The organism is Agrobacterium sp. DSM 25558, from assembly GCF_900100825.1.
Taxonomy (GTDB): Bacteria; Pseudomonadota; Alphaproteobacteria; order Rhizobiales; family Rhizobiaceae; genus Agrobacterium.
The window spans coordinates 68617-90535 of the sequence record NZ_FMUD01000007.1 but is presented as its reverse complement, the minus strand read 5'-3'; the positions used below and the strand labels follow the sequence as shown (position 1 = coordinate 90535).

Annotated in this window: 24 protein-coding genes; 9 read left to right on the top strand and 15 right to left on the bottom strand. The window is 56.9% G+C overall.

Going from position 1 to position 21919, the window contains the following annotated elements; translation table 11 throughout:
- The first annotated feature begins 2 nt into the window (after positions 1–2).
- Positions 3–2915 carry an EAL domain-containing protein gene (locus DSM25558_RS08250; protein WP_077103635.1) on the top strand — a complete coding sequence of 971 codons (2913 nt, stop codon included), beginning with the start codon at positions 3–5 and terminating at the stop codon, positions 2913–2915.
- Here DSM25558_RS08250 and DSM25558_RS08245 read toward each other — a convergent pair.
- From DSM25558_RS08245 to DSM25558_RS08235, 3 genes are all read right to left on the bottom strand, one after another.
- Positions 2894–4030 (bottom strand): zinc-binding metallopeptidase family protein, encoded by a 1137-nt coding sequence (locus DSM25558_RS08245; protein WP_083716363.1) that lies wholly within the window; start codon positions 4028–4030, stop codon positions 2894–2896. The genes DSM25558_RS08250 and DSM25558_RS08245 overlap by 22 nt on opposite strands.
- A 142-nt stretch (positions 4031–4172) precedes the next feature.
- A complete protein-coding gene (locus DSM25558_RS08240; protein WP_077103633.1) occupies positions 4173–4364 on the bottom strand; it encodes a CsbD family protein in 192 nt (63 codons plus the stop codon).
- 94 nt (positions 4365–4458) lie between these two features.
- Positions 4459–5064 carry a YqgE/AlgH family protein gene (locus tag DSM25558_RS08235; RefSeq protein WP_103584884.1) on the bottom strand — a complete coding sequence of 202 codons (606 nt, stop codon included), beginning with the start codon at positions 5062–5064 and terminating at the stop codon, positions 4459–4461.
- 159 nt (positions 5065–5223) lie between these two features.
- Here DSM25558_RS08235 and DSM25558_RS08230 point away from each other — a divergent pair, with 159 nt between their 5' ends.
- The 5 genes from DSM25558_RS08230 to DSM25558_RS08210 all read left to right on the top strand — a co-directional run bounded on the left by DSM25558_RS08230 (position 5224) and on the right by DSM25558_RS08210 (position 9462).
- The gene (locus tag DSM25558_RS08230; RefSeq protein ID WP_077103631.1) at positions 5224–6072 is read left to right on the top strand and encodes a protein-disulfide reductase DsbD domain-containing protein; all 849 of its coding nucleotides are present in this window, start codon (positions 5224–5226) and stop codon (positions 6070–6072) included.
- Positions 6073–6150: 78 nt separating this feature from the next.
- Positions 6151–6636, top strand: coding sequence for a peroxiredoxin (locus DSM25558_RS08225; RefSeq protein ID WP_077103846.1), 486 nt, complete (start codon positions 6151–6153; stop codon positions 6634–6636).
- A gap of 300 nt (positions 6637–6936) precedes the next feature.
- A complete protein-coding gene (locus DSM25558_RS08220; RefSeq protein WP_077103629.1) occupies positions 6937–7680 on the top strand; it encodes a metal ABC transporter ATP-binding protein in 744 nt (247 codons plus the stop codon).
- Positions 7677–8549 carry a metal ABC transporter permease gene (locus tag DSM25558_RS08215; RefSeq protein ID WP_077103627.1) on the top strand — a complete coding sequence of 291 codons (873 nt, stop codon included), beginning with the start codon at positions 7677–7679 and terminating at the stop codon, positions 8547–8549. Before DSM25558_RS08220 ends, DSM25558_RS08215 begins: the two co-directional genes overlap by 4 nt.
- 16 nt (positions 8550–8565) lie before the next feature.
- A complete protein-coding gene (locus tag DSM25558_RS08210; RefSeq protein ID WP_077103625.1) occupies positions 8566–9462 on the top strand; it encodes a metal ABC transporter substrate-binding protein in 897 nt (298 codons plus the stop codon).
- Positions 9463–9503: 41 nt separating this feature from the next.
- On the opposite strand, the gene DSM25558_RS08205 is transcribed toward DSM25558_RS08210, so the two are convergent.
- The 12 genes from DSM25558_RS08205 to coxB form a co-directional block, all read right to left on the bottom strand.
- Entirely contained in the window at positions 9504–9812 is a 309-nt protein-coding gene (locus DSM25558_RS08205; RefSeq protein WP_077103623.1) for a Dabb family protein, read from the bottom strand.
- Between the two features lie 83 nt (positions 9813–9895).
- Complete coding sequence (gene rnhA, locus DSM25558_RS08200) at positions 9896–10336, bottom strand: ribonuclease HI (protein WP_067651561.1); 441 nt, start codon at positions 10334–10336, stop codon at positions 9896–9898.
- On the bottom strand, positions 10333–11301 hold the full coding sequence (locus tag DSM25558_RS08195) for a homoserine kinase (protein ID WP_077103621.1): 969 nt from the start codon (positions 11299–11301) through the stop codon (positions 10333–10335). Before DSM25558_RS08195 ends, rnhA begins: the two co-directional genes overlap by 4 nt.
- Positions 11302–11337: 36 nt before the next feature.
- On the bottom strand, positions 11338–12384 hold the full coding sequence (ispH, locus tag DSM25558_RS08190) for a 4-hydroxy-3-methylbut-2-enyl diphosphate reductase (RefSeq protein WP_077103619.1): 1047 nt from the start codon (positions 12382–12384) through the stop codon (positions 11338–11340).
- A gap of 26 nt (positions 12385–12410) precedes the next feature.
- Complete coding sequence (locus DSM25558_RS08185; protein WP_077103617.1) at positions 12411–13187, bottom strand: SURF1 family protein; 777 nt, start codon at positions 13185–13187, stop codon at positions 12411–12413.
- Positions 13156–13539: a DUF983 domain-containing protein gene (locus tag DSM25558_RS08180; RefSeq protein ID WP_077103845.1), complete on the bottom strand. Its 384-nt coding sequence runs from the start codon at positions 13537–13539 to the stop codon at positions 13156–13158. Before DSM25558_RS08180 ends, DSM25558_RS08185 begins: the two co-directional genes overlap by 32 nt.
- Positions 13540–13624: 85 nt before the next feature.
- A complete protein-coding gene (locus tag DSM25558_RS08175; RefSeq protein ID WP_077103615.1) occupies positions 13625–14500 on the bottom strand; it encodes a cytochrome c oxidase subunit 3 in 876 nt (291 codons plus the stop codon).
- Positions 14501–14601: 101 nt separating this feature from the next.
- On the bottom strand, positions 14602–15204 hold the full coding sequence (locus DSM25558_RS08170; protein WP_077103613.1) for a cytochrome c oxidase assembly protein: 603 nt from the start codon (positions 15202–15204) through the stop codon (positions 14602–14604).
- 27 nt (positions 15205–15231) lie between these two features.
- Complete coding sequence (locus DSM25558_RS29640) at positions 15232–15363, bottom strand: hypothetical protein (protein ID WP_045231343.1); 132 nt, start codon at positions 15361–15363, stop codon at positions 15232–15234.
- Positions 15363–16316 carry a heme o synthase gene (locus DSM25558_RS08165; RefSeq protein ID WP_077103611.1) on the bottom strand — a complete coding sequence of 318 codons (954 nt, stop codon included), beginning with the start codon at positions 16314–16316 and terminating at the stop codon, positions 15363–15365. Before DSM25558_RS08165 ends, DSM25558_RS29640 begins: the two co-directional genes overlap by 1 nt.
- Positions 16317–16435: 119 nt before the next feature.
- Positions 16436–18130 carry a cytochrome c oxidase subunit I gene (gene ctaD, locus DSM25558_RS08160; protein WP_077103609.1) on the bottom strand — a complete coding sequence of 565 codons (1695 nt, stop codon included), beginning with the start codon at positions 18128–18130 and terminating at the stop codon, positions 16436–16438.
- Between the two features lie 17 nt (positions 18131–18147).
- Positions 18148–18954 (bottom strand): cytochrome c oxidase subunit II, encoded by an 807-nt coding sequence (coxB, locus tag DSM25558_RS08155; RefSeq protein ID WP_246670349.1) that lies wholly within the window; start codon positions 18952–18954, stop codon positions 18148–18150.
- Between the two features lie 394 nt (positions 18955–19348).
- Between coxB and DSM25558_RS08150 the strand changes: the two genes are divergently transcribed.
- The 3 genes from DSM25558_RS08150 (at position 19349) to DSM25558_RS08140 (ending at position 21913) form a co-directional block, all read left to right on the top strand.
- A complete protein-coding gene (locus tag DSM25558_RS08150; protein ID WP_077103607.1) occupies positions 19349–19891 on the top strand; it encodes an invasion associated locus B family protein in 543 nt (180 codons plus the stop codon).
- 65 nt (positions 19892–19956) lie between these two features.
- Positions 19957–21372 carry a metalloprotease TldD gene (gene tldD, locus DSM25558_RS08145; RefSeq protein WP_077103605.1) on the top strand — a complete coding sequence of 472 codons (1416 nt, stop codon included), beginning with the start codon at positions 19957–19959 and terminating at the stop codon, positions 21370–21372.
- Positions 21373–21475: 103 nt separating this feature from the next.
- On the top strand, positions 21476–21913 hold the full coding sequence (locus DSM25558_RS08140; protein ID WP_077103604.1) for a bleomycin resistance protein: 438 nt from the start codon (positions 21476–21478) through the stop codon (positions 21911–21913).
- The last annotated feature ends 6 nt before the right edge of the window (positions 21914–21919 follow it).

Here is a 21919-nt window from a genome sequence, read left to right as displayed (position 1 = left end):
AGATGAAATATATTAGCCTTGCGTCGCGCCTCGTTGGACGTCTTGTGGCCGCAGCGCGCTTTACGCCTCTGCTGTTTTTATTCGTGCTGTTTACCGCACAAGCGCATGCGTTTGAGCCGGTCAAGATTTCTCGCGACGATACAGCGTTGGATTTGACCGCAACAACGGATATCTACGCCAATCAGGGCGAGGCTTTTCAGGTTTCCACCGCCCCCGGTCCCGATGGTATTCGTCGTCGTATCGAGGTGCGTGCCTCCTCTCCCGCGCATCAGGGCGATTGGGCGGTGTTTGCACTCGCCAATGTGTCCGAAGAGCAGCTGGAACGCGTGATCGTCGCGCCGCATTTTCGGCTGGTAAACTCGAAAATTTTCTGGCCGGATCTAGGCTCCCAACGCATAATTGCCATTACCCCCAGTGAAGGTTTTGCGCTGGACCGGCAACCAAGCGCCGACGCGGACGTGTTTCGCATCACGCTCAATCCCGGCGCGGTGATCACCTTCGTGGCGGAACTGTCGACGCCGCAATTGCCGCAAATCTACCTCTGGGAACCCGAGGCCTACAAGGACACGATCAACGCGTTTACGCTCTATCGTGGCATTGTTCTGGGCATTGCCGGCCTGCTGGCGGTTCTTCTGACCATTCTCTTCGTCGTCAAAGGCACCTCTGTCCTACCCGCGTCGGCGGCGCTGTCCTGGGCGGTTCTGGCCTATATCTGCGTCGACTTCGGATTTCTGGAAAAGCTGATCACCGTTACCTCCAGCGACGAGCGAATATGGCGCGCGGGTGCCGAAGTGGCGCTCGCTTCCAGTTTCGTGGTCTTCCTGTTCACTTACCTGAACTTGAACCGGTGGCATGCGCATCTGGGTTACGCGACATTCGCATGGATCATCGGCCTTGGAGCATTGTTCGGCGTAGCGATCTATGATCCGTCCATCGCTTCGGGCATCGCCCGCCTGTCGTTTGCACTGACGGCGACCGCCGGTATCGTGCTGATCATCTATCTCGGCTTCAACCGCTATGACCGCGCCATCCTGCTCGTGCCGTCTTGGGCGCTGATCATCGTCTGGCTGTTTGGAAGCTGGCTGACGGTCACCGGACAGTTGGACAACGACATTGTCCAGCCAGCCCTTGGTGGCGGTCTGGTGCTGATCGTCCTACTGATCGGCTTTACGGTTATCCAACACGCCTTTGCAGGTAGCGCCTACCAGCAAGGACTGTTTTCCGATCTGGAGCGGCAATCGCTGGCTCTGACCGGCAGCGGCGATACTGTGTGGGACTGGGACGTAACGCGCGACCGCATCGTCACGACGCCCGATGTTTCGGTCAAGCTTGGGCTTCATCCCGGCACCATGCATGGCGCGGCTAGAAACTGGATCCCGCGCCTGCACCCTGATGACCGCGACCGCTTCAAGGCGACGCTGGACGTTCTGCTGGACCATCGCAAAGGACGTCTCAACCACGAATTCCGTATTCGCGCCGAAGACGGGCATTTCCACTGGCTGCAAATTCGGGCGCGGCCAGTGCTTGGCTCGAACGGTGAAATCATTCGCTGCGTCGGCACGATCACCGATATTACCGAACAGAAAAACTCCATCGAGCGGCTGTTGCAGGATGCGCTGAGCGACAATCTGACCGGCTTGCCAAACCGCCAGGTTTTCCTCGACCGCCTGCAATCGGTTCTTAACCTCGCACCCGAGGGTGAAACGGTCCGCCCGACGGTGATGGCGATCGATATCGATCGTTACAAGCTGGTCAATGACACGCTGGGCATTGCCGCCGGTGACAATATTCTGATCGCGCTCACACGCCGTCTGCGTCGTCTTCTGAAGCCGCAAGACACCTTGGCGCGCCTTTCGGGTGACGAATTCGGACTGATATTGGTTTCGGAGCGAGACCCGCAGCGCGTAGCGGATTTTGCCGATGCCGTGAACAAAGCCATCATGGTGCCGATCAACTTCGCCAATCGCGAAATCATTCTGACGGCTTCCATCGGCCTCGTCTCGTGGATCGATCAACAGGAAAATGCCGCTGGCCTGCTCAGCGATGCCGAGCTTGCCATGTACCGCGCCAAGCGCGCTGGCGGCAACCGTGTGGAGCCGTTCCGCCCGGCCTTCCGCACATCCGGTACCGACCGTCTGCAAATGGAAAGCGATCTGCGCCGCGCCATCGAGCGCAAGGAACTGTCGCTTGCCTACCAGCCCATCATCAAGCTTGATAATGGCGATCTGGCAGGCTTCGAAGCGCTGATGCGGTGGGAACATCCCAAGCGCGGCACCATTCCGCCGAGCGAATTTATCCCGGTGGCGGAAGCTTCCGGCTTGATCGAGCCTTTGGGAATGTTCGCTCTGGAACGGGCGGCGACGGATCTGATGGACTGGCAACACGCCATCGACAAGCTGCCGATCTTCATCTCTGTGAATATTTCCAGCGCACAGCTTCTGAATAACGAGCTTTATACCGATGTGCGCAGCATGTTACAGCGGACCCGCTGCAACCCGAAACAATTGAAGCTGGAACTGACCGAATCCGTCGTCATGGAAAATCCGGAACAGGCGCGGCTCGTTCTCGCCAAGCTCAAGGAAACCGGCCTAAGCCTTGCACTGGATGATTTCGGAACGGGTTATTCCTCGCTCGCCTATCTGACACGCTTCCCGTTCGACACGATCAAGCTGGACAAGGCGCTGGTCGCCAACACCAGCGACAAGCGCAATGTGCTTTTACGTTCCATCATTGCAATGGCACGTGCCTTGGAAATGCAGGTGGTTGCCGAAGGTATCGAAACACCGGAAGATGCGGCGGAGCTTGCCCGCATGAATTGTCATTACGGGCAAAGCTTCCTATTCGGTACGCCTGATACGCCTGATGCAGCGCTAAGGCTTCTCCGGGAGCGTTTTCAGGTGGTCAAAAGGGCCTGATCCTGATGCGCCTGCTGCTGAAACCCCTGCTGCCAATCGGTCTGCTGGTTCGCTGGAATTTTGTCGTGCAATAGCTTGTGCATGAATTCCAGCTTTTCCACGACTGCGGGGGCCAGCACGAAGGGATAGAGATCCGCCTCGCCCATGCTTCGCTGCATCGAGTTGAGAGCAACCGTCAGAGGGATCCACGCATCGACCAATTGCTGCGCGCTTCTTGCGCTGTATGGCTCGAAGGCGACATCCGTTTCCAGCTCCTGATGTCCCTCGGGCTCGATGGCGATGCCGAATGCGTGTGCGGTTTCCAGCGTATCGACAATGTGCAGATAGTGGGCAAAGCACTCAGCGAAATCTTCCCACGGATGGACTGAGGCGTAGGAACTGATGAATGTTTCCTGCCAACCGAGGCGTGGTCCCTGCTCGTAATTGCGCTTTAGCGCTTCACCGTAGTCCTCGCGCTCATCGCCAAACACGGCGCGGCACGCTTCCAGCCGGTCTGCGTCGCGCACCAGCTTGTTCCAGATGAAGTGACCGACCTCATGGCGGAAATGGCCGAGCATAGTGCGGTAGGGCTCATTCATGTTGCTCTTGATCTGCTCGCGCGTCGCATCATCAGACTCGGCAGCACGGATAGCGATCAGGCCTTCGTCGTGACCGGTCATGGCCGGAATGATGGAGCCATCCGGTGCCACTTCATCCACCAGAAAGTCGAAGACGAGACCGCCTTGTGGATCAACGTCGCGGTTGGGATGCGGCAGCTTCAAGCGCAGCATGGAGTAGAACAGGTGTCGCTGGGCTTGGCTCAGCCTGCGCCATTGTTCGATTCCCTCTTCGGTCGAAGCATCTGGCACCAGCCTGTTATGGCTGCAAGCCGGACAAAAATTGCTGTTGCTTTCTGCTGGCACAGACCAGTTGCAGATGTCGTTGACTTCGTTGGCACAAAACCGGACCTGGCGTTCCGGGTGCGCCACCAGCGACCAGTTCGGATCACCTGCAGGCTCAATCGCTTCCATGGAAAGCGTCTGAGGCACAAAGACCAGACGGTGACCGCATTTGACACATGAGCGATTGTCAAAATGAACGGGCTGACCGCAAGCAGCGCATGAAAATAGGCGCATGTATCGCTCCTGGAAACGAACCGCAAAATCGGCTCTGAGCTGAGGGGAAATGTAAGATGACAGATAAAAAAGCGCATGTGTTTCAAGAACACATGCGCTTTGATTTCACTGCTGTCAGCAACTTTGCTGATTGGCAGACAGATTAGGCTCGGTCTACCGCACCCTTGACGGCGTCCTTGGCTTTACCAGTCGTGGTCTGGATCTTGCCCTTGGTTTCCTGCGCTGCACCTTCGGCGCGCAAGCTGTCGTTGTCGGTTGCCTTGCCTACGCCCTGCTTGACCTTGCCTGCAATTTCGTTGGCCTTGCCAGCGACTTTATCGGATGTGCTACCCATGATATTTCTCCCTAGTTTTTTAACCAGACGTGGCGCTGGCGACCGAGGTAAAAACGTCAGGATCAAATTTTAGTTCCGCTAAAATTTAAGTCTCTCAAGCATGACCCGCCTGCGCCGACAACATTCGTGGGTCCACACCCATCAAACCAAGGGCGCGCTCGTATTTGTTGTCGAGGAAGCGATCGAAGATCAGCTCTTCGGATGCGGGGCAGTTGAGCCAGCCATTGTTGACCATCTCGTTTTCAAGCTGTCCCGGTCCCCAGCCGGCATAACCCAGCAGCATGGTTGCCTTGTCCGGCCCCCGTCCGCCGGAAATGGCGCGCACGATATCGAGCGTCGACGTCAGGGAAATATCGTCGCTAACAGGGATGCTGGACTCGCTGCTGTAATCATCCGAATGCAGCACGAAACCCCGGCCGGACTCGACAGGCCCGCCGCATTGAATGGGAAATTCGCGGGTGCGGTCAGGTAGCATAATGGCGTCGTTCTGATCCATCATCTTCAGATGCAGCAGCACATCGGTAAAGGTGATCTGCTGGGCGCGGTTGATGATGAAGCCGATGGCACCCGCATCGGAATGGGCGCAAATATAGACCACGGAGCGCTCGAACGAACCACCCTCTAGTCCCGGCATGGCGATGAGAAAATGGCCATCCAGAAAGCCACGCTCTTTTTTGTCCATCAGGGTCGAAAAGGTCACTGGCGCCTCCGGTCTGCTATATTCTCGTGGAAAGAGGTACGGCATAAGGGTTGGTCATAGGCGAAGGATGCGACATAGAGGCCGATCAATCAACCGAAAATGATGAAGGGGTGAAAATCGCAACTGGCCCCCTGATAGATGTTAGGCTAGACCGAAGACATGAACGCTACGCTCTTTCTTTTCTTACGCGCATCCCTGCCATTGTTCGCTCTCACGCTCGCATTGGCATCTCCCCCCAAGCTCGCACAGGCCGATGTAACGAACTGGGAAACGAGCGAAGGCGGGCGCATGCGCGTCGTCAGCAAGCCTGCCGACGCCACTGGCCGCATCTACGCGGTTTTGCAGATCGAGCTCAAGCCCGGCTGGATTACCTACTGGCGCGAGCCTGGTGAAGCCGGTATTCCGCCCAAGATCAAGCTCGACCCCTCCAGTGGCGCAACCCTGACCTCTCTGGCGTTTCCGGTACCCAAGCTCATCAAAAACGACGAGATCAGCGACATCGGTTATGACACGCCGGTCAGCCTGCCCTTCACATTGCAGTCTCAGCCCGGCTCCGATGAAGACAAAGCGCGGCTGACGGCTTTCATCGGTGTCTGCCTGAATATCTGCATTCCATTCGAAGCCAATTTCGACATCCGCAAGGATCACGGAAAAGCGGCCACGGAAGAAGAAACGCAGGCCGTGGAAACCGCAAATTTGACCCTGCCGGAACCGGCCAACGACGATTTTCGGGTGCAGAGTTTTCACATCACGCCCGACAAGACCTTGCTCGGCGTTGAGCTGCGGTTACCGGAGGATGCGCCGAAGGAGACCGAAATCTTCGTTGCCGGCCCTTCCGGCTACGCCTATTTCGAGCCGCAGAACATGGTGCGCGACAAGCGCAAGCTGTCTTTCTACATGAACATAAAAGGACTTCCGAAGTCCTATAATCCCAAGGGTCAGCGCTGGACCATTCTGGTGAAATCCGGTGAGAAGGTGATGGAAGCTCCGCTTGATTTTCCGCAGTGAAGGACGATGAAATTCGCTGGCGACATTGCGAAATCATCCTCTATAGTCGCGCCGGATCATTGCCACAGGAGCGACATCATGACCATCAAGATCGGCGACAAACTTCCATCCGCGACCTTCAAGGAAAAGACGGCTGACGGCCCGGTTGAAACAACGACAGACGCTCTTTTCAACGGCAAGAAGGTCGTTGTGTTCGCTGTACCCGGCGCGTTCACACCCACATGCTCGCTGAACCACCTTCCCGGCTATCTCGAAAACCGCGACACCATTCTTGCGCGCGGCGTCGACGACATCGCCGTTATCGCCGTCAATGACTGGCACGTCATGGGCGCGTGGGCGCAATCGTCCGGCGGACAGGGCAAAATTCATTTCCTGGCAGACTGGGATGCATCCTTCACCAAGGCGCTCGGCCTCGATGCCGACCTTTCCGCTGGCAGCCTCGGCGTGCGCTCCAAGCGTTACTCCATGCTGGTGGAAGACGGCGTGGTCAAGTCGCTGAACGTTGAAGAAAATCCCGGCCAGGCAACGGTTTCGTCCGCTGCGACGATGATCGAGCAACTTTAATCTGCTCTTGATGTAATCCTGGGCGTAGAGCCCAGGATTGACTGCCACTCGCTCTTCGTGACGCGCCACGCATGCCGTTGAGCAGCATAATCCTCCTCTGCCAATCCCATTCTCACGCCATTCTTCCGCCGCAATTGTTATACTATTACCGTAATTGTATAACATTATTGTGAGCATCCAAATGCTGCATGCCTTCTCTTTTCGCCGCCTCCTGCAACAATCCATATCTACACGCCTCACCATCGCGCTTGTCATTCTCGTTCCGCTCTGGCTCGCCATCCACTGGGCTGTGGTGTTGCCATGAGCAATGCTGCGGTGCTGACAATCGATAATCTGACGGTGGCTTACGACCGCCACCCGGCGGTGCACCACATCTCTGGCAGTTTTGCCAAGGGAAGCCTGACGGCAATTGCTGGCCCAAACGGCGCTGGCAAATCGACGCTGCTGAAGGCGATCATCGGGGACATTAGAGCCTCACAGGGGTCTGTCGATCACGCGCTCAAGCGCGCAGAATTTGGCTATCTTCCGCAAGCGACAGACATCAACCGGCGTTTCCCGATTTCTGTTTTGGAAACGGTGTTACTCGGCACATGGAAGACCGCCGGTGCATTTGGCAGCGTCACCCAAAAAGATGAAAAGCGGGCGGAAGAGGCGCTAGCAACGGTTGGCCTTTCTGGTTTCGAAAACAGGTCTATAGGCGCGCTGTCTGCCGGGCAGTTCCAGCGTGTTCTGTTCGCCCGCCTGCTGATGCAGGATGCCAGCGTCATTCTGCTGGATGAACCCTTTACCGCCATCGATGCGCGCACGACGCGCGACCTTCTGGATATCGTCACGCATTGGCATGCTGAGGGCCGCACGGTGGTTGCCGTGTTGCATGACTTCGAGCAGGTGCGTGCTCATTTTCCAGAGACTCTGCTGATCGCGCGCGAACTCATCGCATGGGGGCCGACACATCAGGTCATGTCGCCCGTCAATCTGTTGCGCGCCCGTATCATGGCCGAACGTTGGGATGACACCAGCGATGTATGTGAGCCAGCAGCATGACCGCCTATGACATTTTCCTTGCGCCGTTTCAGGACTACGGCTTTATGCGGCGCGCGCTGATTGCCTGTTTCTGCCTTGCAGCCGGTGCCAGCCCGATTGGCGTTTTTCTGATGTTGCGGCGCATGAGCCTGATGGGAGATGCGCTTAGCCATGCCATTCTGCCGGGCGCGGCCATCGGCTATCTCATCGCCGGTTCACTATCGCTGACCGCCATGGGCGTCGGCGGACTTGTCGCCGGACTTTCGGTGGCGCTGCTCTCGGGTATTGTCAGTCGCATTACGCCGTTGCAGGAAGATGCGAGCTTTGCGAGTTTCTATCTGGCTTCACTGGCGCTTGGGGTTCTTATCGTTTCCCTGCACGGGTCGAATGTCGATCTTCTGCATGTGCTGTTCGGCACCATCCTCGCCATCGACGCGCCAGCGCTCTACCAGATCGGCGCCATCACCTCGCTGACACTCGTCGTCCTCGCCCTCATCTATCGCCCGTTGGTAACCGAATGCTTCGATCCCGGCTTTCTGAGAGCCGTGGGCGGGCGGGGTCCGGTCTATCACGTCATCTTTTTGGTGCTTGTCGTCATCAATCTGGTAGCCAGCTTTCAGGCGCTCGGCACGCTGATGGCGGTGGGGTTGATGATGCTACCGGCGGCCATTGCGCAATTATGGACGCGCAATCTTCCCTCTATGCTGGTGGTTGCCGCTGTGAGCGCCGCCATCTCCGGCTATGTCGGCCTTGTCGTCTCATACCATTTCGAACTCGCTTCAGGCCCAACCATCATCATGGCTGCAACCTGCCTCTACGGGCTGTCCATCGTGGCAGCACCGGCAGGACTTGCAGGCCGCTATTTCACCCGCCCGCATTTGAAGGGCTAAATCTGGAGACGTGCCAATGTTATCTCGCACTTTACTTTTCTCTGCTGCCATCTCTGCCCTTATCGCCTTCTCGGCTCCCGTATCTGCGGCAGAACTGAAGGCCGTCGCTTCCTTCACCGTGCTTGCCGATGTCGTTAAGCAGGTGGGCGGCAAGCATGTGACCGTAACCAGCCTCGTCAAGCCGGATGGCGACCCACATGAATTCGAGCCTTCGCCCGCCGATGCCAAAAGCCTGAAGGCGGCAGACGTCGTTTTCGTTAGCGGGCTGGGCCTCGAAGGATGGATGGACCGGCTGATTTCGGCGTCTGGCTACAAGGGAACACCCGTGACGGTTTCCGATGGTATCAAGACGCGAGAGATGGACGAAGGCGGAAAGACCGTGACCGATCCGCATGTGTGGAACAGCCCGCTCAATGTTAAAATCTGGGTCAAGAACATCGAAACGGCGCTTTCTGCCGCAGACCCGGCCGACAAGGCAGATTTCAAGGCAAATGCCGAGGCCTATCTCAAGACGCTGGAAGGCCTTGACGCCTTCGCGCATGCGAAGTTCGATGCCATTCCAGAAGATCGCCGCAAGGTGCTGACGAGCCATGACGCATTCGGCTATTTCGGGCGGGAATACAAGGTGACGTTCCTGTCACCGCTGGGCGTGTCCACCGAGACCGAGGCCTCTGCCGGAGATGTCGGCAAGCTGATCGAGCAGATCAAGGCCGAGCATGTGAAGACATATTTCTTCGAGAACTCGAATGATCCGCGTTTGGTGAAGCAGGTTGCCAAGGCCACTGGCGCAGAGCCGGGCGGCGAATTGTATGTCGAAGCGCTTTCCAAGGCCAAGGACCCTGCTTCGACCTATGAGAAGATGTTCCGCTACAATGTTGAGCAGATAGCTGCCGCCATCAGCAAATCAAGCTGATGGATGCGATGACTGCGGCGGCTTACCGCCGCAGTCATCTCTTAGACTGACATATCGAAAACCAAAAGGCCCGCCGCGCCGCCGTCGGTCAGCCCGATCAGGCGTTCGCCGACGTCGACGTGCTGGGGGTGAGCGAGATATTCATCGCGTGCTTCCAGGCTTTCCAGCGTTACGATAAAGCCGTCCAGAAAATTGCCGTTCAGACCCTCGGATGAAACATTCTGTCCGCATTTCACGTCGATGATACCGGGAATGACATCTTTCAGCGCCGTGATGGCTTCATAGATCGCCTGTTTTTCCGCCGTCGCGGTCGCGGATTTGAAGCGCACGAAAACACAATGTAAGATCATGGGTGTCCCTCTTCTGCTTTATGTTTTTTGGTGAAGATAGGCCGGGAAGCGCAATCCGCAAACCCCAGTAAAGCACCTGTCTGTTACCGCCGTTTGAAAGGCTCCATGCCTTTGCGGGCAAGTTCGTCGGCGCGTTCATTTTCCGGGTGGCCCGCATGGCCCTTGACCCAGTGCAAAGTCACCTTGTGGCGCTCGCGCGCCAGTTCCAGCGCCTGCCACAGCTCCACATTCTTGACCGGCTTGTTGTCAGCGGTCTTCCAGCCTTTTTTCTTCCAGCCGAAAATCCACTTGGTAATTCCGTCCTTCACATAGGCGCTATCAGTGTAGAGATCGACTTCACAAGGGGATTTCAGCGCGTTGAGCGATGATATGGCTGCCATCAGTTCCATGCGATTGTTGGTCGTTTCCGCCTCGCCGCCGCACAGTTCCTTTTCCGTTTCGCCATAGCGCAGAACAGCGCCCCAGCCGCCCGGCCCGGGATTGCCGGAACAGGCACCATCGGTATAAATCTCGACGTGCTTCATCGCTCCACCAGCCCATATTCGGTAAAGTGGCCAATGGCGCGGTGGAAGCGCAGCTTGCGCAAATATTCCAGCGGATCTTTCTTGACGACCAGCGCGCCTTCCGGCGTCGTCAGCCAGTCATAGAGACGCGTGAGGAAGAAGCGCAGCGCCGAGCCCCGCGCCAGAAGCGGTAAGGCATTAAGCTCCGCATCGCTCATTGGCCGCACGGACTGGTAGCCTTCCAGAAGAGCTTTGCCCTTGGTGACATTGTAGGAGCCATCTTTCTCGAAGCACCACGCGTTAAGGCAGATGGAGACGTCATAGGCCAGCAGGTCGTTGCACGCGAAGTAGAAGTCGATGAGGCCTGATAGCTCGTCACCCAGGAAAAAGACGTTGTCCTGAAACAGATCGGCATGGATGACGCCTGCGGGCAAATCCTGCGGCCAGTTGGCAGCGAGAAAATCGATATCGGCACGGATTTCCTGTTGCAAACCAGCCTCGACCTCATCGGCGCGGGCTTCGGATTTATCCCAGAGATCCTTCCATCCCTCGACTGACAGAGCGTTGGGACGTTTCAGCTCGAACCCTTCCCCGGCCAGATGCATGGCGGCCAGAGCCTTGCCCACTTCCCGGCAGTGTTTGGCTTCCGGCTTGCGCAGCCACATGCCTTCCAGAAACGAAATCAGAGCGGCAGGCCGCTGCGACAGTTCGCCCAGCAATTCACCGTCGTGACGGGGGAGCGGCAAGGGGCAGGACAGGCCTTTTGCAAACAAATGCTGCTTCAAGCCTAAGAAAAACGGCAGGTCCGACTTCTCCACGCGCTTCTCATAGAGCGTCAGGATCAGCGGGTCCTTGGTCGTATGAAGCAGGAAATTGGTGTTTTCCACGCCCTCGGCAATGCCCTTATAGGACGTCAGCTCTCCGACGTCATATTGCCCGAGAAAATGCTTCAGATCGTCTTCGCTGATATCTGTATAAACTGCCAATGTCTGATCTCTTGAAGAATGCGGAAGTGTTTACAATCAAAAGCCGGACGCTGGCTTCGGCGGCAGAGCGTCACTTGCGGTGCCATTGACGAAGGCCATGTCCTGCGTGGTCAGCTCGATCTCACGCAGTTCGCGGTTCACCAGAAAATGCTCGGTCTCTTCAACCGTGATAGCCAGATCGAGTGTGGTCTCGAAACGAGCCTTGAAAGCCTGGATGATCTCGTCAACGATGACTTCCGGCGCAGACGCACCCGCGGAAAGACCGACTGTCTGCACGTCACCAATCTGGTCCCAGTCGATTTCAGCGGCGCGCTGAACCAGCACGGACCGCTTGGCACCTGCACGCAACGCGACTTCGACAAGACGTTTGGAATTGGAGGAGTTCGGCGCGCCGACGACGATGAACAGGTCACAGCCGGGTGCCGCCTGCTTGACGGCATCCTGACGGTTGGTGGTGGCATAGCAGATGCTGTCCGCTGCCGGTGCTTGCATGGCCGGAAAGCGTTCCTGAAGCTTGGCGATAACGCCAGCCGTGTCATCCACAGACAGGGTCGTCTGCGTCACGAAGCCCAGATTTTGCGTGTCCGCAGGTTCGTATCGGGCTGCATCCTCAACCGTTTCGACCAAAGATACCGCACCTTCGGGCAATTGCCCCATGGTGCCGATGACTTCCGGGTGGCCGGCATGGCCGATGAGGACGACGTGGCGGCCGAGGCGCTGGTGGCGCATGGCCTGTTTATGGACCTTGGACACCAGCGGGCATGTCGCATCCAGATAGAAAAGATTGCGGGACTGTGCGTCCTCCGGCACGGATTTCGGCACGCCATGGGCGGAAAAGACCACAGGCTGCTGGCGATGCTCAGCGGGGATTTCGTTCAGTTCCTCAACGAAAATCGCGCCCTTGGCTTCGAGGCCTTCGACCACATAGCGGTTGTGGACGATCTCATGGCGAACATAGACGGGGGCACCATAGGCCTTCAAAGCCAGAACGACGATCTGGATGGCGCGGTCGACACCGGCGCAGAAGCCGCGCGGCCCGCAGAGCCTGATCGTCAGAGGCGGTTTGGAAACGGCGATATTCATTCCTTCTCCTTCAGCCTCCCGGTGCTTCATTCTCTGGAATTTCTTACGCCCCGGACATAGGCAAAACCTGCAACGATGACAAGGGCGAGCGCCAATCCGTACCATGTTATCGCATATTGAAGGTGATTATTCGGCAGATCGATCAACGTCACCCCGCCCTTCGGCCAACCGCCGGGATTGGGTGCGTCGTTGGCATCCACGAAGAATGGCAGGACTTTCCCGGGCTCGATACCCGCGCTGTCGGTCATCGCGGTCAGGTCTTTCCAGTAATAGATATTCTTCGCGCGGTCATTGTCTGGCAACAGGCTGGACGGCTTGGCCGCCAGACGAGCCCGCGCCAGCCCTTCGATAGAAACGACACCGGAAACGTCGCCCGCCGTCCGTTTTGCCTGGTCTTTCATGTCGTAAAGCACGAAACCGCGATTGACGAAAATCGTGCGGCCATCGCCAAGGCGCAGAGGCGTGTAGATGTAATATCCGCTCTGGCCCTGAAACGTCGCGAAAAAATGCTGTTCTTTCGTGTGGTCGAACGTGCCCGACAGCGCAACGGTGCGATACTCGATATCGCCGCCAGATGCCGCCAATCTCTCGATATCTGAAAGCGGAACGGGAGCAGCATGAATGCGTTGCTCGATATCCGCCATCAGGGCTTCTTTCCAGTACAGGCGTTTCACCTGCCATGTGCCGAGCGCCAGCAGAAGGACGAGAACCAGAAGCACGAAAGGAGCGGCAAACCAGAGGTTTCGCTGGCTGGATGTGGTGGTCTTGGTATCAGTCACGATCAAGGCTGCCTTCGCGTGCATTGTTGCGATATTGCAAGGCGATCATGATGCCCTTCATCTTCTTCAGCAAAACCAGAGAGATGATAATCGCAGCAGGTATCCAGATCAACGCATGCACCCAGACGGGCGGTGCAAAACGGGCATCGAGCCACAGCGCCATGCCGATGATGAGAAAACCGACGATCAGCATGACGAAAACCGCAGGCCCCTCCCCCGCATCGGCAAAGGCATAGTCCAGACCGCAGGCGCTGCACCGAGGTTTCAGCGTCAGGAAACCATCGAAAAGCCGACCGTGGCCGCATCGCGGACAACAGCCGCGCAAGCCCACTTTCACGGGATCGACAGGTGGATAAAGCGTTTCATCATCTTGCATCGTCGTCTCGTTTTCACTCTGCTCCGGGACGTCAGAAAAGCAAAGGGCGGCACGCGCCGCCCTTTTCAAAACCAATGCGTCAGGCTTAACCCGCCAAAGGCGCGCCCCAGCCGCCCCAGACGTAGATAGCGAAGAACAGGAACAGCCAGACGACGTCAACGAAATGCCAGTACCAGGCGGCGGCCTCGAAACCGAAGTGGTTCTTGGGCGTGAAATCGCCCTTGATGGCGCGCAGCAGGCAGATCAGCAGGAACACCGTTCCGACGAAAACGTGGAAGCCGTGGAAGCCTGTCGACATGAAGAAGGTCGCGCCATAGATGGAATTCTTAAAGTCGAACGGCGCGTGCATGTACTCATAGACCTGCACGAAGGAGAAGAATGCACCGAGTGCGACAGTCAAAGCCAGACCGGAAATCAAGCCCTTGCGGTCATTGTGCAGCAGCGCGTGGTGCGCCCATGTTACGCAGGTGCCCGACAGCAGCAGGATGACGGTGTTGTAGAGCGGCAGATGCCAGGGATCGAGAACTTCGATGCCCTTTGGTGGCCATTGCCCGCCGGTGAATGCAAGGCGTGACGCCTGAATGGCCTCGTGTGGATAGAGGCTGGCATCGAAATAGGCCCAGAACCATGCAACGAAGAACATGACTTCGGACGCGATGAACATGATCATGCCATAGCGCAGGTGCAACGCCACGACGCGGGTGTGGTGGCCCTCATGCCCTTCCTTCACCGTATCTGCCCACCAGGCGTACATCACGTAAAGGATGATGGCCAGACCGACATAGAACAGCCATGGGTTGGCCCATTCCAGACCGAACAGCTTGAACGAACCGCCATTCAGATATCTGATGTAACAGATGCCGCCGAAGGCAAGGAAGAACGCACCGACCGAGGCTAAAAGCGGCCACGGGCTGGGGTCTATGATATGGTAGTCATGTTTCTTCTGATGTGTGTCTGCCATGTGAACGATCCCCGCAGGCTCTTCCCTAGTCATTCAATAAAGCGGCACCTGTTAAAAGGCCACTCATGCAGCGCGACCGGAACCGGTCGCACCTCCCTCTCTCATAGTTTCGTTTCGTCACGTTCAGTCTTTACCGGCAAGGACGCAACCGGTTTTTCCGTCTTCGACGGATAAAATGTGTAGGACAGTGTCAGTGTATGGATGTTCTTCGTTTCCCGAGCCTTGACGATCTCCGGATCGATGAAGAAAACGACCGGCATTTCAAGCGTCTGACCCGGTTGCAAAGTCGTTTCCGTGAAACAGAAACATTGCACCTTGTTGAAATAGGCACCCGCTTCCATTGGCGTCACGTTGAAGACCGCACTTCCGGTGGTCGCCACCGGAGAACGATTGGTCGCCCGGAACATGACCTGCACCGTTTCGCCGATTTTCGGCTCCACGGATTTGTTAACCGGCTGGAAATCCCAGTTCAAACCGTTGGAGGTGTTGGAATCGAATGTCACCTTCATCGTCTTGTCGAGAATGACATCCGAATATTGCTCGACGCGTTGTGTCGTACCGTTATAGCCGGTGACCTGACAGAACAGTCGATACAGCGGGACCGAGGCATAGGCCATGCCGACCATGCCGCAGACAAAAACCAGACACAGCACAAGAATCGAACTGTTGCTCGTTTTCTTCGTGGATGTTCCTGTTGCTGTCATATCCCTCCCCCTCTTGTCGCCCGGGGCTCAGAAGCCGCCGATTTTTATGATGGTGATGATGTAGAAAAGAACCACCAGCGCCGCCAACACGACGCCGAGAGCGATGTTTCGACCTCGGCGCGAGCGTTTCTGCGCATCGTTCAGCTTGATCGTTTCCATCACGCAGCCCCTTGGATCAATGTCAGAAACGACGGCGCGACATGATCGGCCAGAAGGCCGGAGAAAATCGCGAACAGATAGAAGACCGAATAGGCAAACATCTTTTTCGCCTGCACCATCCGCTCATCTCCGTCAGGCATACGGCGGACCGAGATGGAACAGTAGATAAAAATGATGCTGAGAACGGCTGCAAATATACCATAACCAAGACCGGCAAGTCCGGTAAAGTACGGCGCCACTGCAACGAAAGCGGTCAGGACGGCGTAGGCAATCATCTGGTTCTTGGTGGAGCGTTCACCGGCAACATTCGGCATCATGGGAATGCCGACCGAACCATAATCGCGCATCTTGAAGAGCGCGAGAGCCCAGAAATGCGCTGGCGTCCAAAGAAAGATGATGAGGAACAGGATGGTGCTGTCAAGCGACACACCACCGGTGACGCAGGCCCAGCCAAGCATGGGTGGAAACGCGCCAGCCGCACCGCCGATGACGATATTTTGCGGCGTCGAACGCTTCAGCCACATCGTGTAAACCACGGCATAGAAGAAAATCGTGAAAGCCAGCAGGCCAGCGGCAAACCAGTTCACGGCCAAACCAAGAATGGCGACCGAAAACACGGACAGTATCAGACCGAAAGCAAGCGCTTCACCCGGCTGAATGCGTCCCGAAGGTATTGGCCGCTTGGCGGTCCGTGTCATGATCGCGTCGATATCGGCGTCATACCACATATTCAGTGCGCCGGAGGCACCGGCACCCACTGCGATGCAGAGGATGGAAACCAATGCCAAAAACGGGTTGATGCTGCCGGGTGCCAGAACGAGGCCAGCAAAACCGGTGAACACTACCAGCGACATGACGCGGGGTTTCAGCAACTCGAAATAATCGCGCGCACTCGCCTCTGATAGCGTGAAGCTATCAATGTCCAGCGTGTCGCGATTGTCGATAACAGTCATTTTTCCTGCTTTCATAGGAAACGCCGCGCATATATGCGGCGCTCCTTTTACGTCTTTTGTCTGAGCGTGAAACTGACATCTATCATGTTCAGTCGAGATAGACGCTCTGACAAAATGCCTCAGCGGATCCGGGGAAGCTGTTCCCACTGGTGATATGGCGGCGGCGAAGACAGCTGCCACTCCAGCGTCGTCGCACCTTCACCCCATGGATTGTCGCCAGCCACACGCTTCTTGGCGAAAGCTTCCCATACGCCGCCGAGGAAAATGAGGACGGCAACGGCCGAGATATACGAACCGATGGAGGAAACATAGTTCCAGCCAGCAAAGGCATCGGGATAGTCGATATAGCGGCGCGGCATACCGGCAAGTCCGAGGAAGTGCTGTGGGAAGAAGATCAGGTTGACACCGACGAACATGACCCAGAAGTGCAGATTGCCGATTTTCTGGCTGTACATGTAGCCGGTGATCTTCGGGAACCAGTAGTACCAGCCGGCAAAGATTGCAAACACAGCACCCAGCGACAGCACGTAATGGAAATGTGCGACCACATAATAGGTGTCATGCAGCGAACGGTCGAGACCGGCATTGGCCAGCTGTACGCCCGTTACGCCACCGACGGTGAAGAGGAAGATGAAGCCAATCGCCCAGATCATCGGTGTCGTGAAGGTCAGCGAGCCGCCCCACATCGTCGCGATCCAGGAGAAAATCTTGATACCCGTCGGAACCGCGATGACCATGGTTGCGAAAACGAAGTAACGCTGCGCTTCCAGCGACAGACCGACCGTATACATGTGGTGTGCCCACACGATGAAGCCGACCGCACCGATGGCGACCATGGCGTAAGCCATTCCGAGATAACCGAAGATCGGCTTTTTCGAGAAGGTCGAAATGATGTGGCTGATGATGCCGAAGCCGGGCAGGATCAGAATGTAAACTTCCGGGTGACCGAAGAACCAGAACAGGTGCTGGTACAGGATCGGGTCGCCGCCGCCTTCAGGCGCGAAGAAGGACGTACCGAAGTTGCGGTCTGTCAGAAGCATGGTGATGCCACCCGCCAGAACTGGCAGAGACAAGAGCAGCAGGAATGCCGTGACCAGAACCGACCAGGCAAACAGCGGCATCTTGTGCAGGGTCATGCCCGGCGCGCGCATGTTCAGAATCGTGGTGATGAAGTTGATAGCACCGAGAATGGAAGACGCACCGGCGATGTGAAGCGCAAAGATCGCCAGATCCACCGCAGGCCCAGGCATGCCGCTGGTAGAGAGCGGCGGATACATGGTCCAGCCCCCGCCGACACCATAAGCACCAGCCGGTCCTTCAACGAAGAGCGACAGAAGCAGAAGGATGAAAGCCGGTACGATCAGCCAGAACGAAATGTTGTTGAGGCGCGGGAACGCCATGTCAGGCGCACCGATCATGATCGGCACCATCCAGTTGGCGAAGCCGCCGATCATGGCAGGCATGACCATGAAGAAGATCATGATCAGCGCATGCGCAGTGGTGAACACATTGTACATGTGCTTGCCACCATCAATGGCGGCATCGCCCTCAAAACCATAGACCATGGCTGCGAGGCCGTGGAAAATCTGAATGCCGGGCTCCTGAAGCTCCATACGCATGACGACCGAAAGGCCGCCGCCGATGATGCCTGCAATGATCGCGAAGATCAGATAGAGCGTACCGATATCCTTGTGGTTCGTCGAAAAGAGCCAGCGCTGAGCGAAGCTCGGTGTATGCGCATGGTGCGCGTGATCATCATGGTGCGCTTCGCGCTCGACAGAGTGATGATCGTCGTGTGTGGAATGTCCAGCCATTGTCCTCACTCCTTACGTTATTTGGTTTCGTTTTCGGCGACCTGAACAGTACTAGACGCACCATCCACCGAGGCCATGAGCGCCCGGTTCGCACCGCTCAAATCTGAGGCGGCAGCGGCGAACCAGGTTTTATATTGCTCTTCGGAAACCACCCGTATGGCGATTGGCATGTAGGCGTGGTCCTTGCCGCAAAGCTCGGAGCACTGACCATAATAAAGGCCTTCCTTTTCAGGCTTGAACCATGTCTCGTTCAAACGGCCAGGAACGGCATCGATCTTGACGCCGAAAGCTGGCATCGCGAAAGCGTGAATGACATCCGTCGGCGCTGATGTGACCAGCAGGCGCACGGTTTTACCGACAGGAACGACCATTTCGTTATCGACGGCCAGAAGGCGTGGATAAACAGCCTTGTCATTCTTGCCAGCGGCTGCGCGGTCGACGTCCTTCAGAAGGTAGCTGTCGAAAGCCAGTGGCTCAGCGCCTTGCGCGGCCGTGTACTCATAGTTCCACTGCCACTGCGTCGCCGTTGCCTTCAGCGTCAAATCCGGATTTTCCGGCTGCGTCAGCTGCGCGTTGAGCAGATTGAACGATGGAAATGCCAGAAACATCAGGATCAGAACCGGAGCGAGCGTCCAGACGATTTCGATGGCCGTGTTATGGCTGGTCTTGGATGCGACCGGATTTTTCGATGCGCGGAACTTAACCGCCACGATAATCAACAATGCGAGCACGAACAGCGTGACCGGAACGATAAACCAAAGCGTATATTGTTCGAACCAGCGAATTTCATGCATGATGGGCGTTGCCGCCTCCTGCAATCCCATCTGCCATTCCCTCGGCTGGTCGGCGCGAGCGCCGACAGCCGTGAGCAGACAGATTATGCCCACCAAGCTTGCGTAAATTCTGTTAGTCACGGTACCTCTCCCTCACGCGTTTGATCATGATCAATCTCAAACGCAGAATCCATGCTTATACTTATGACTCAAATCATAGTTTGCCTTTCGCCGCAATATCGCCTTGGTTGGCATTGGTCCGATTTTTAAGGCTATCCCGCCTCCCGGTCGGCACGTATCGAAGCCTCAGAAGCTGCATTCGTGCAGCGCCGCATGCTGCAAAGTCCTATTTTGGCCGCACTCGCTTGGAATTGAGGTGGCTGGCTCTTTCATTTCCCGGTCGGGACGTCAAAATAGCCGCACTGATTCGAATCCTGAGGTATCCATGCGTCTGTCTCCGATTGCGCGCGCTTTTTTTATCGCCGCCGGTCTTTCCATTATCGTTCCCGCTGCGGGTTTTGCGCAGCAGCAGCCGGTGCCGGGTCAGCCGCAGCAGCCGGGGACGCCTAAATCGACGCATGGCGCGTGGTCGGTCATCTGTGACAAACCTGCCGGCGCTTCCGGAGAGCAGTGCGCTCTGATGCAGAACGTGATTGCGGACGACCGTCCGGAAGTCGGTCTTTCCGTGGTCATCTTGAAAACTGCGGACCGCAAATCCCGGATTCTTCGTATTCTCGCTCCGCTCGGCGTTCTGCTGAAAGACGGGATGGAGCTCTACATCGACAATAACAATATCGGTCGGGCCTATTTCACACGCTGCTTCTCCGAAGGCTGCTACGTGGAAGTGGATATCGATGACGAATTGTTGAAGGTTCTGCGCGCCGGTAAAAACGCGGTGTTCGCGCTGCGTGAATCAGTTGATCAGGACCGCGTCGGCATTCCAATCGAACTGCGCGGCTTTGCCGAAGGCTACGACACGCTTCCCTGATCAATCTTGCGCCGTTGGGCTCCAGCACTTAAATGCGCTGTTAACAGCCACGACTGGAGCCCGCGATGACCCAAGACCTTTTGACCCTTTTCGATTGCGATGAAGGACAGTTGCGCGCCCAGATTGCCGATGCGCTTTCGGGTGCTGACGATGGTGAATTGTTCGTTGAACACGCGCAAGCGGAATCACTGACGTTCGACAATGGCCGCCTGAAGGGCGGCAGCTTCAATACGGATCAGGGCTTCGGCCTGCGCGCCGTAGCAGGCGAAACGGTGGGTTATGCCCATGCGGGCGAGCTCTCTCTGGCTGCTCTGAAGCGCGCATCCGATGCCGTCGGCGCTGTTACGAAAGGCTATTCCGGCTCCTATGCAGCCGCCCCGCAGCGCACCAACAAGAAGCTTTATGGCGACGAAAACCCGATTGGTGCACCGACCTTCGAGGAGAAGGTCAAGCTTCTGACCGAAATCGATGCCTACCTTCGCGACAAGGACCCGAAGGTTCGGCAGGTTACGGCAAGTGTTGCCGCCAGTTGGCAGATCGTGGACATTCTGCGCGCCGATGGTCATCGCGTCAGTGACATCCGCCCGATGACCCGCATCAATATTTCGGTGATTGCCGGTGAAGGCGACCGCCAGGAAAGCGGTTCCTACGGTATTGGCGGACGCGTCGGTTTTGGCGACTTCATCACCACGGAAAACTGGCAGCGCGGTGCAGATGAGGCGTTGCGGCAGGCGCTGGTGAACCTCACAGCCATCGATGCCCCCGCTGGCACCATGGATGTGGTGCTGGGTGCCGGTTGGCCGGGCGTGATGTTGCATGAAGCTGTCGGCCACGGGCTGGAAGGCGATTTCAACCGCAAGAAAACCTCTGCTTTCGCAGGACTTCTGGGTGAAATGGTCGCAGCACCTGGCGTGACCGTGGTGGATGACGGCACCATCGACAATCGTCGCGGCTCACTGACGGTGGACGACGAAGGCACGCCTTCCGCCTATAATGTGCTGATCGAAAACGGCAAGCTGGTCGGCTACATGCAGGACCGGCAGAATGCGCGGCTGATGGGCATGAAAGCCACCGGCAACGGACGCCGCCAAGGCTATTCGCACGTGCCAATGCCGCGCATGACCAACACCTATATGCTGGGTGGCGACAAGACGCCGGAAGAAATCATCGCGTCGGTCAAGAAGGGCATCTACGCAGTCTCCTTCGGCGGCGGTCAGGTGGATATAACCTCGGGTAAATTCGTCTTCGGCTGCACGGAAGCCTATCTCATCGAGAACGGCAAGATCGGCGCGCCGGTCAAGGGTGCCATGCTGATCGGCAATGGTCCGGATGCGATGAAACGCGTGACGATGATCGGCAACGACATGAAGCTCGATACCGGCATCGGCAATTGCGGCAAGGCAGGCCAGTGGGTACCGGTCGGCGTCGGCCAGCCGCATCTGCGTATGGATCAGATTACCGTTGGGGGAACGAAGGCCTGATACCGCCAGAGTGTTTCAACGTCTTTGAAACAAAGTGTTTGTCATCTCTGACAGTTGCTGGGACTATTCGGTTTAGCACGATCCACTTTAACCTAAGGACATCATGACCTTTACAGCGAACGCTCTCGTTCCCGAACTTGCCGTCAGCGATTGGCCGAAGAGCCGCATGTTTTATTGCGATCTGATCGGCTTTCATGTGGTCTATGAGCGACCGGAGGAAGGGTTTACCTATCTGGCGCTGGGGGATGCGCAGTTGATGATCGATCAGGTTGGAGCGGGGCGAACATTCGAGCAGGAAAATGCGCCGGTGGATTATCCCTATGGACGCGGCATGAACCTGCAACTGGCTGTTCCGTCACTGGAGCCCATTCTCGACAGGCTGACACGGGCGGGTGTGGAGTTGTTTCTGCCGATGGAAGAAAAATGGTATCGCAAGGGCGAAACTGAAGTCGGCAACCGACAATTCATCGTCGCTGACCCCGATGGCTACCTGATCCGACCCTTCGAAAGCCTTGGCGAACGCCAGTTCCGGTTCGGCTAAACAGAA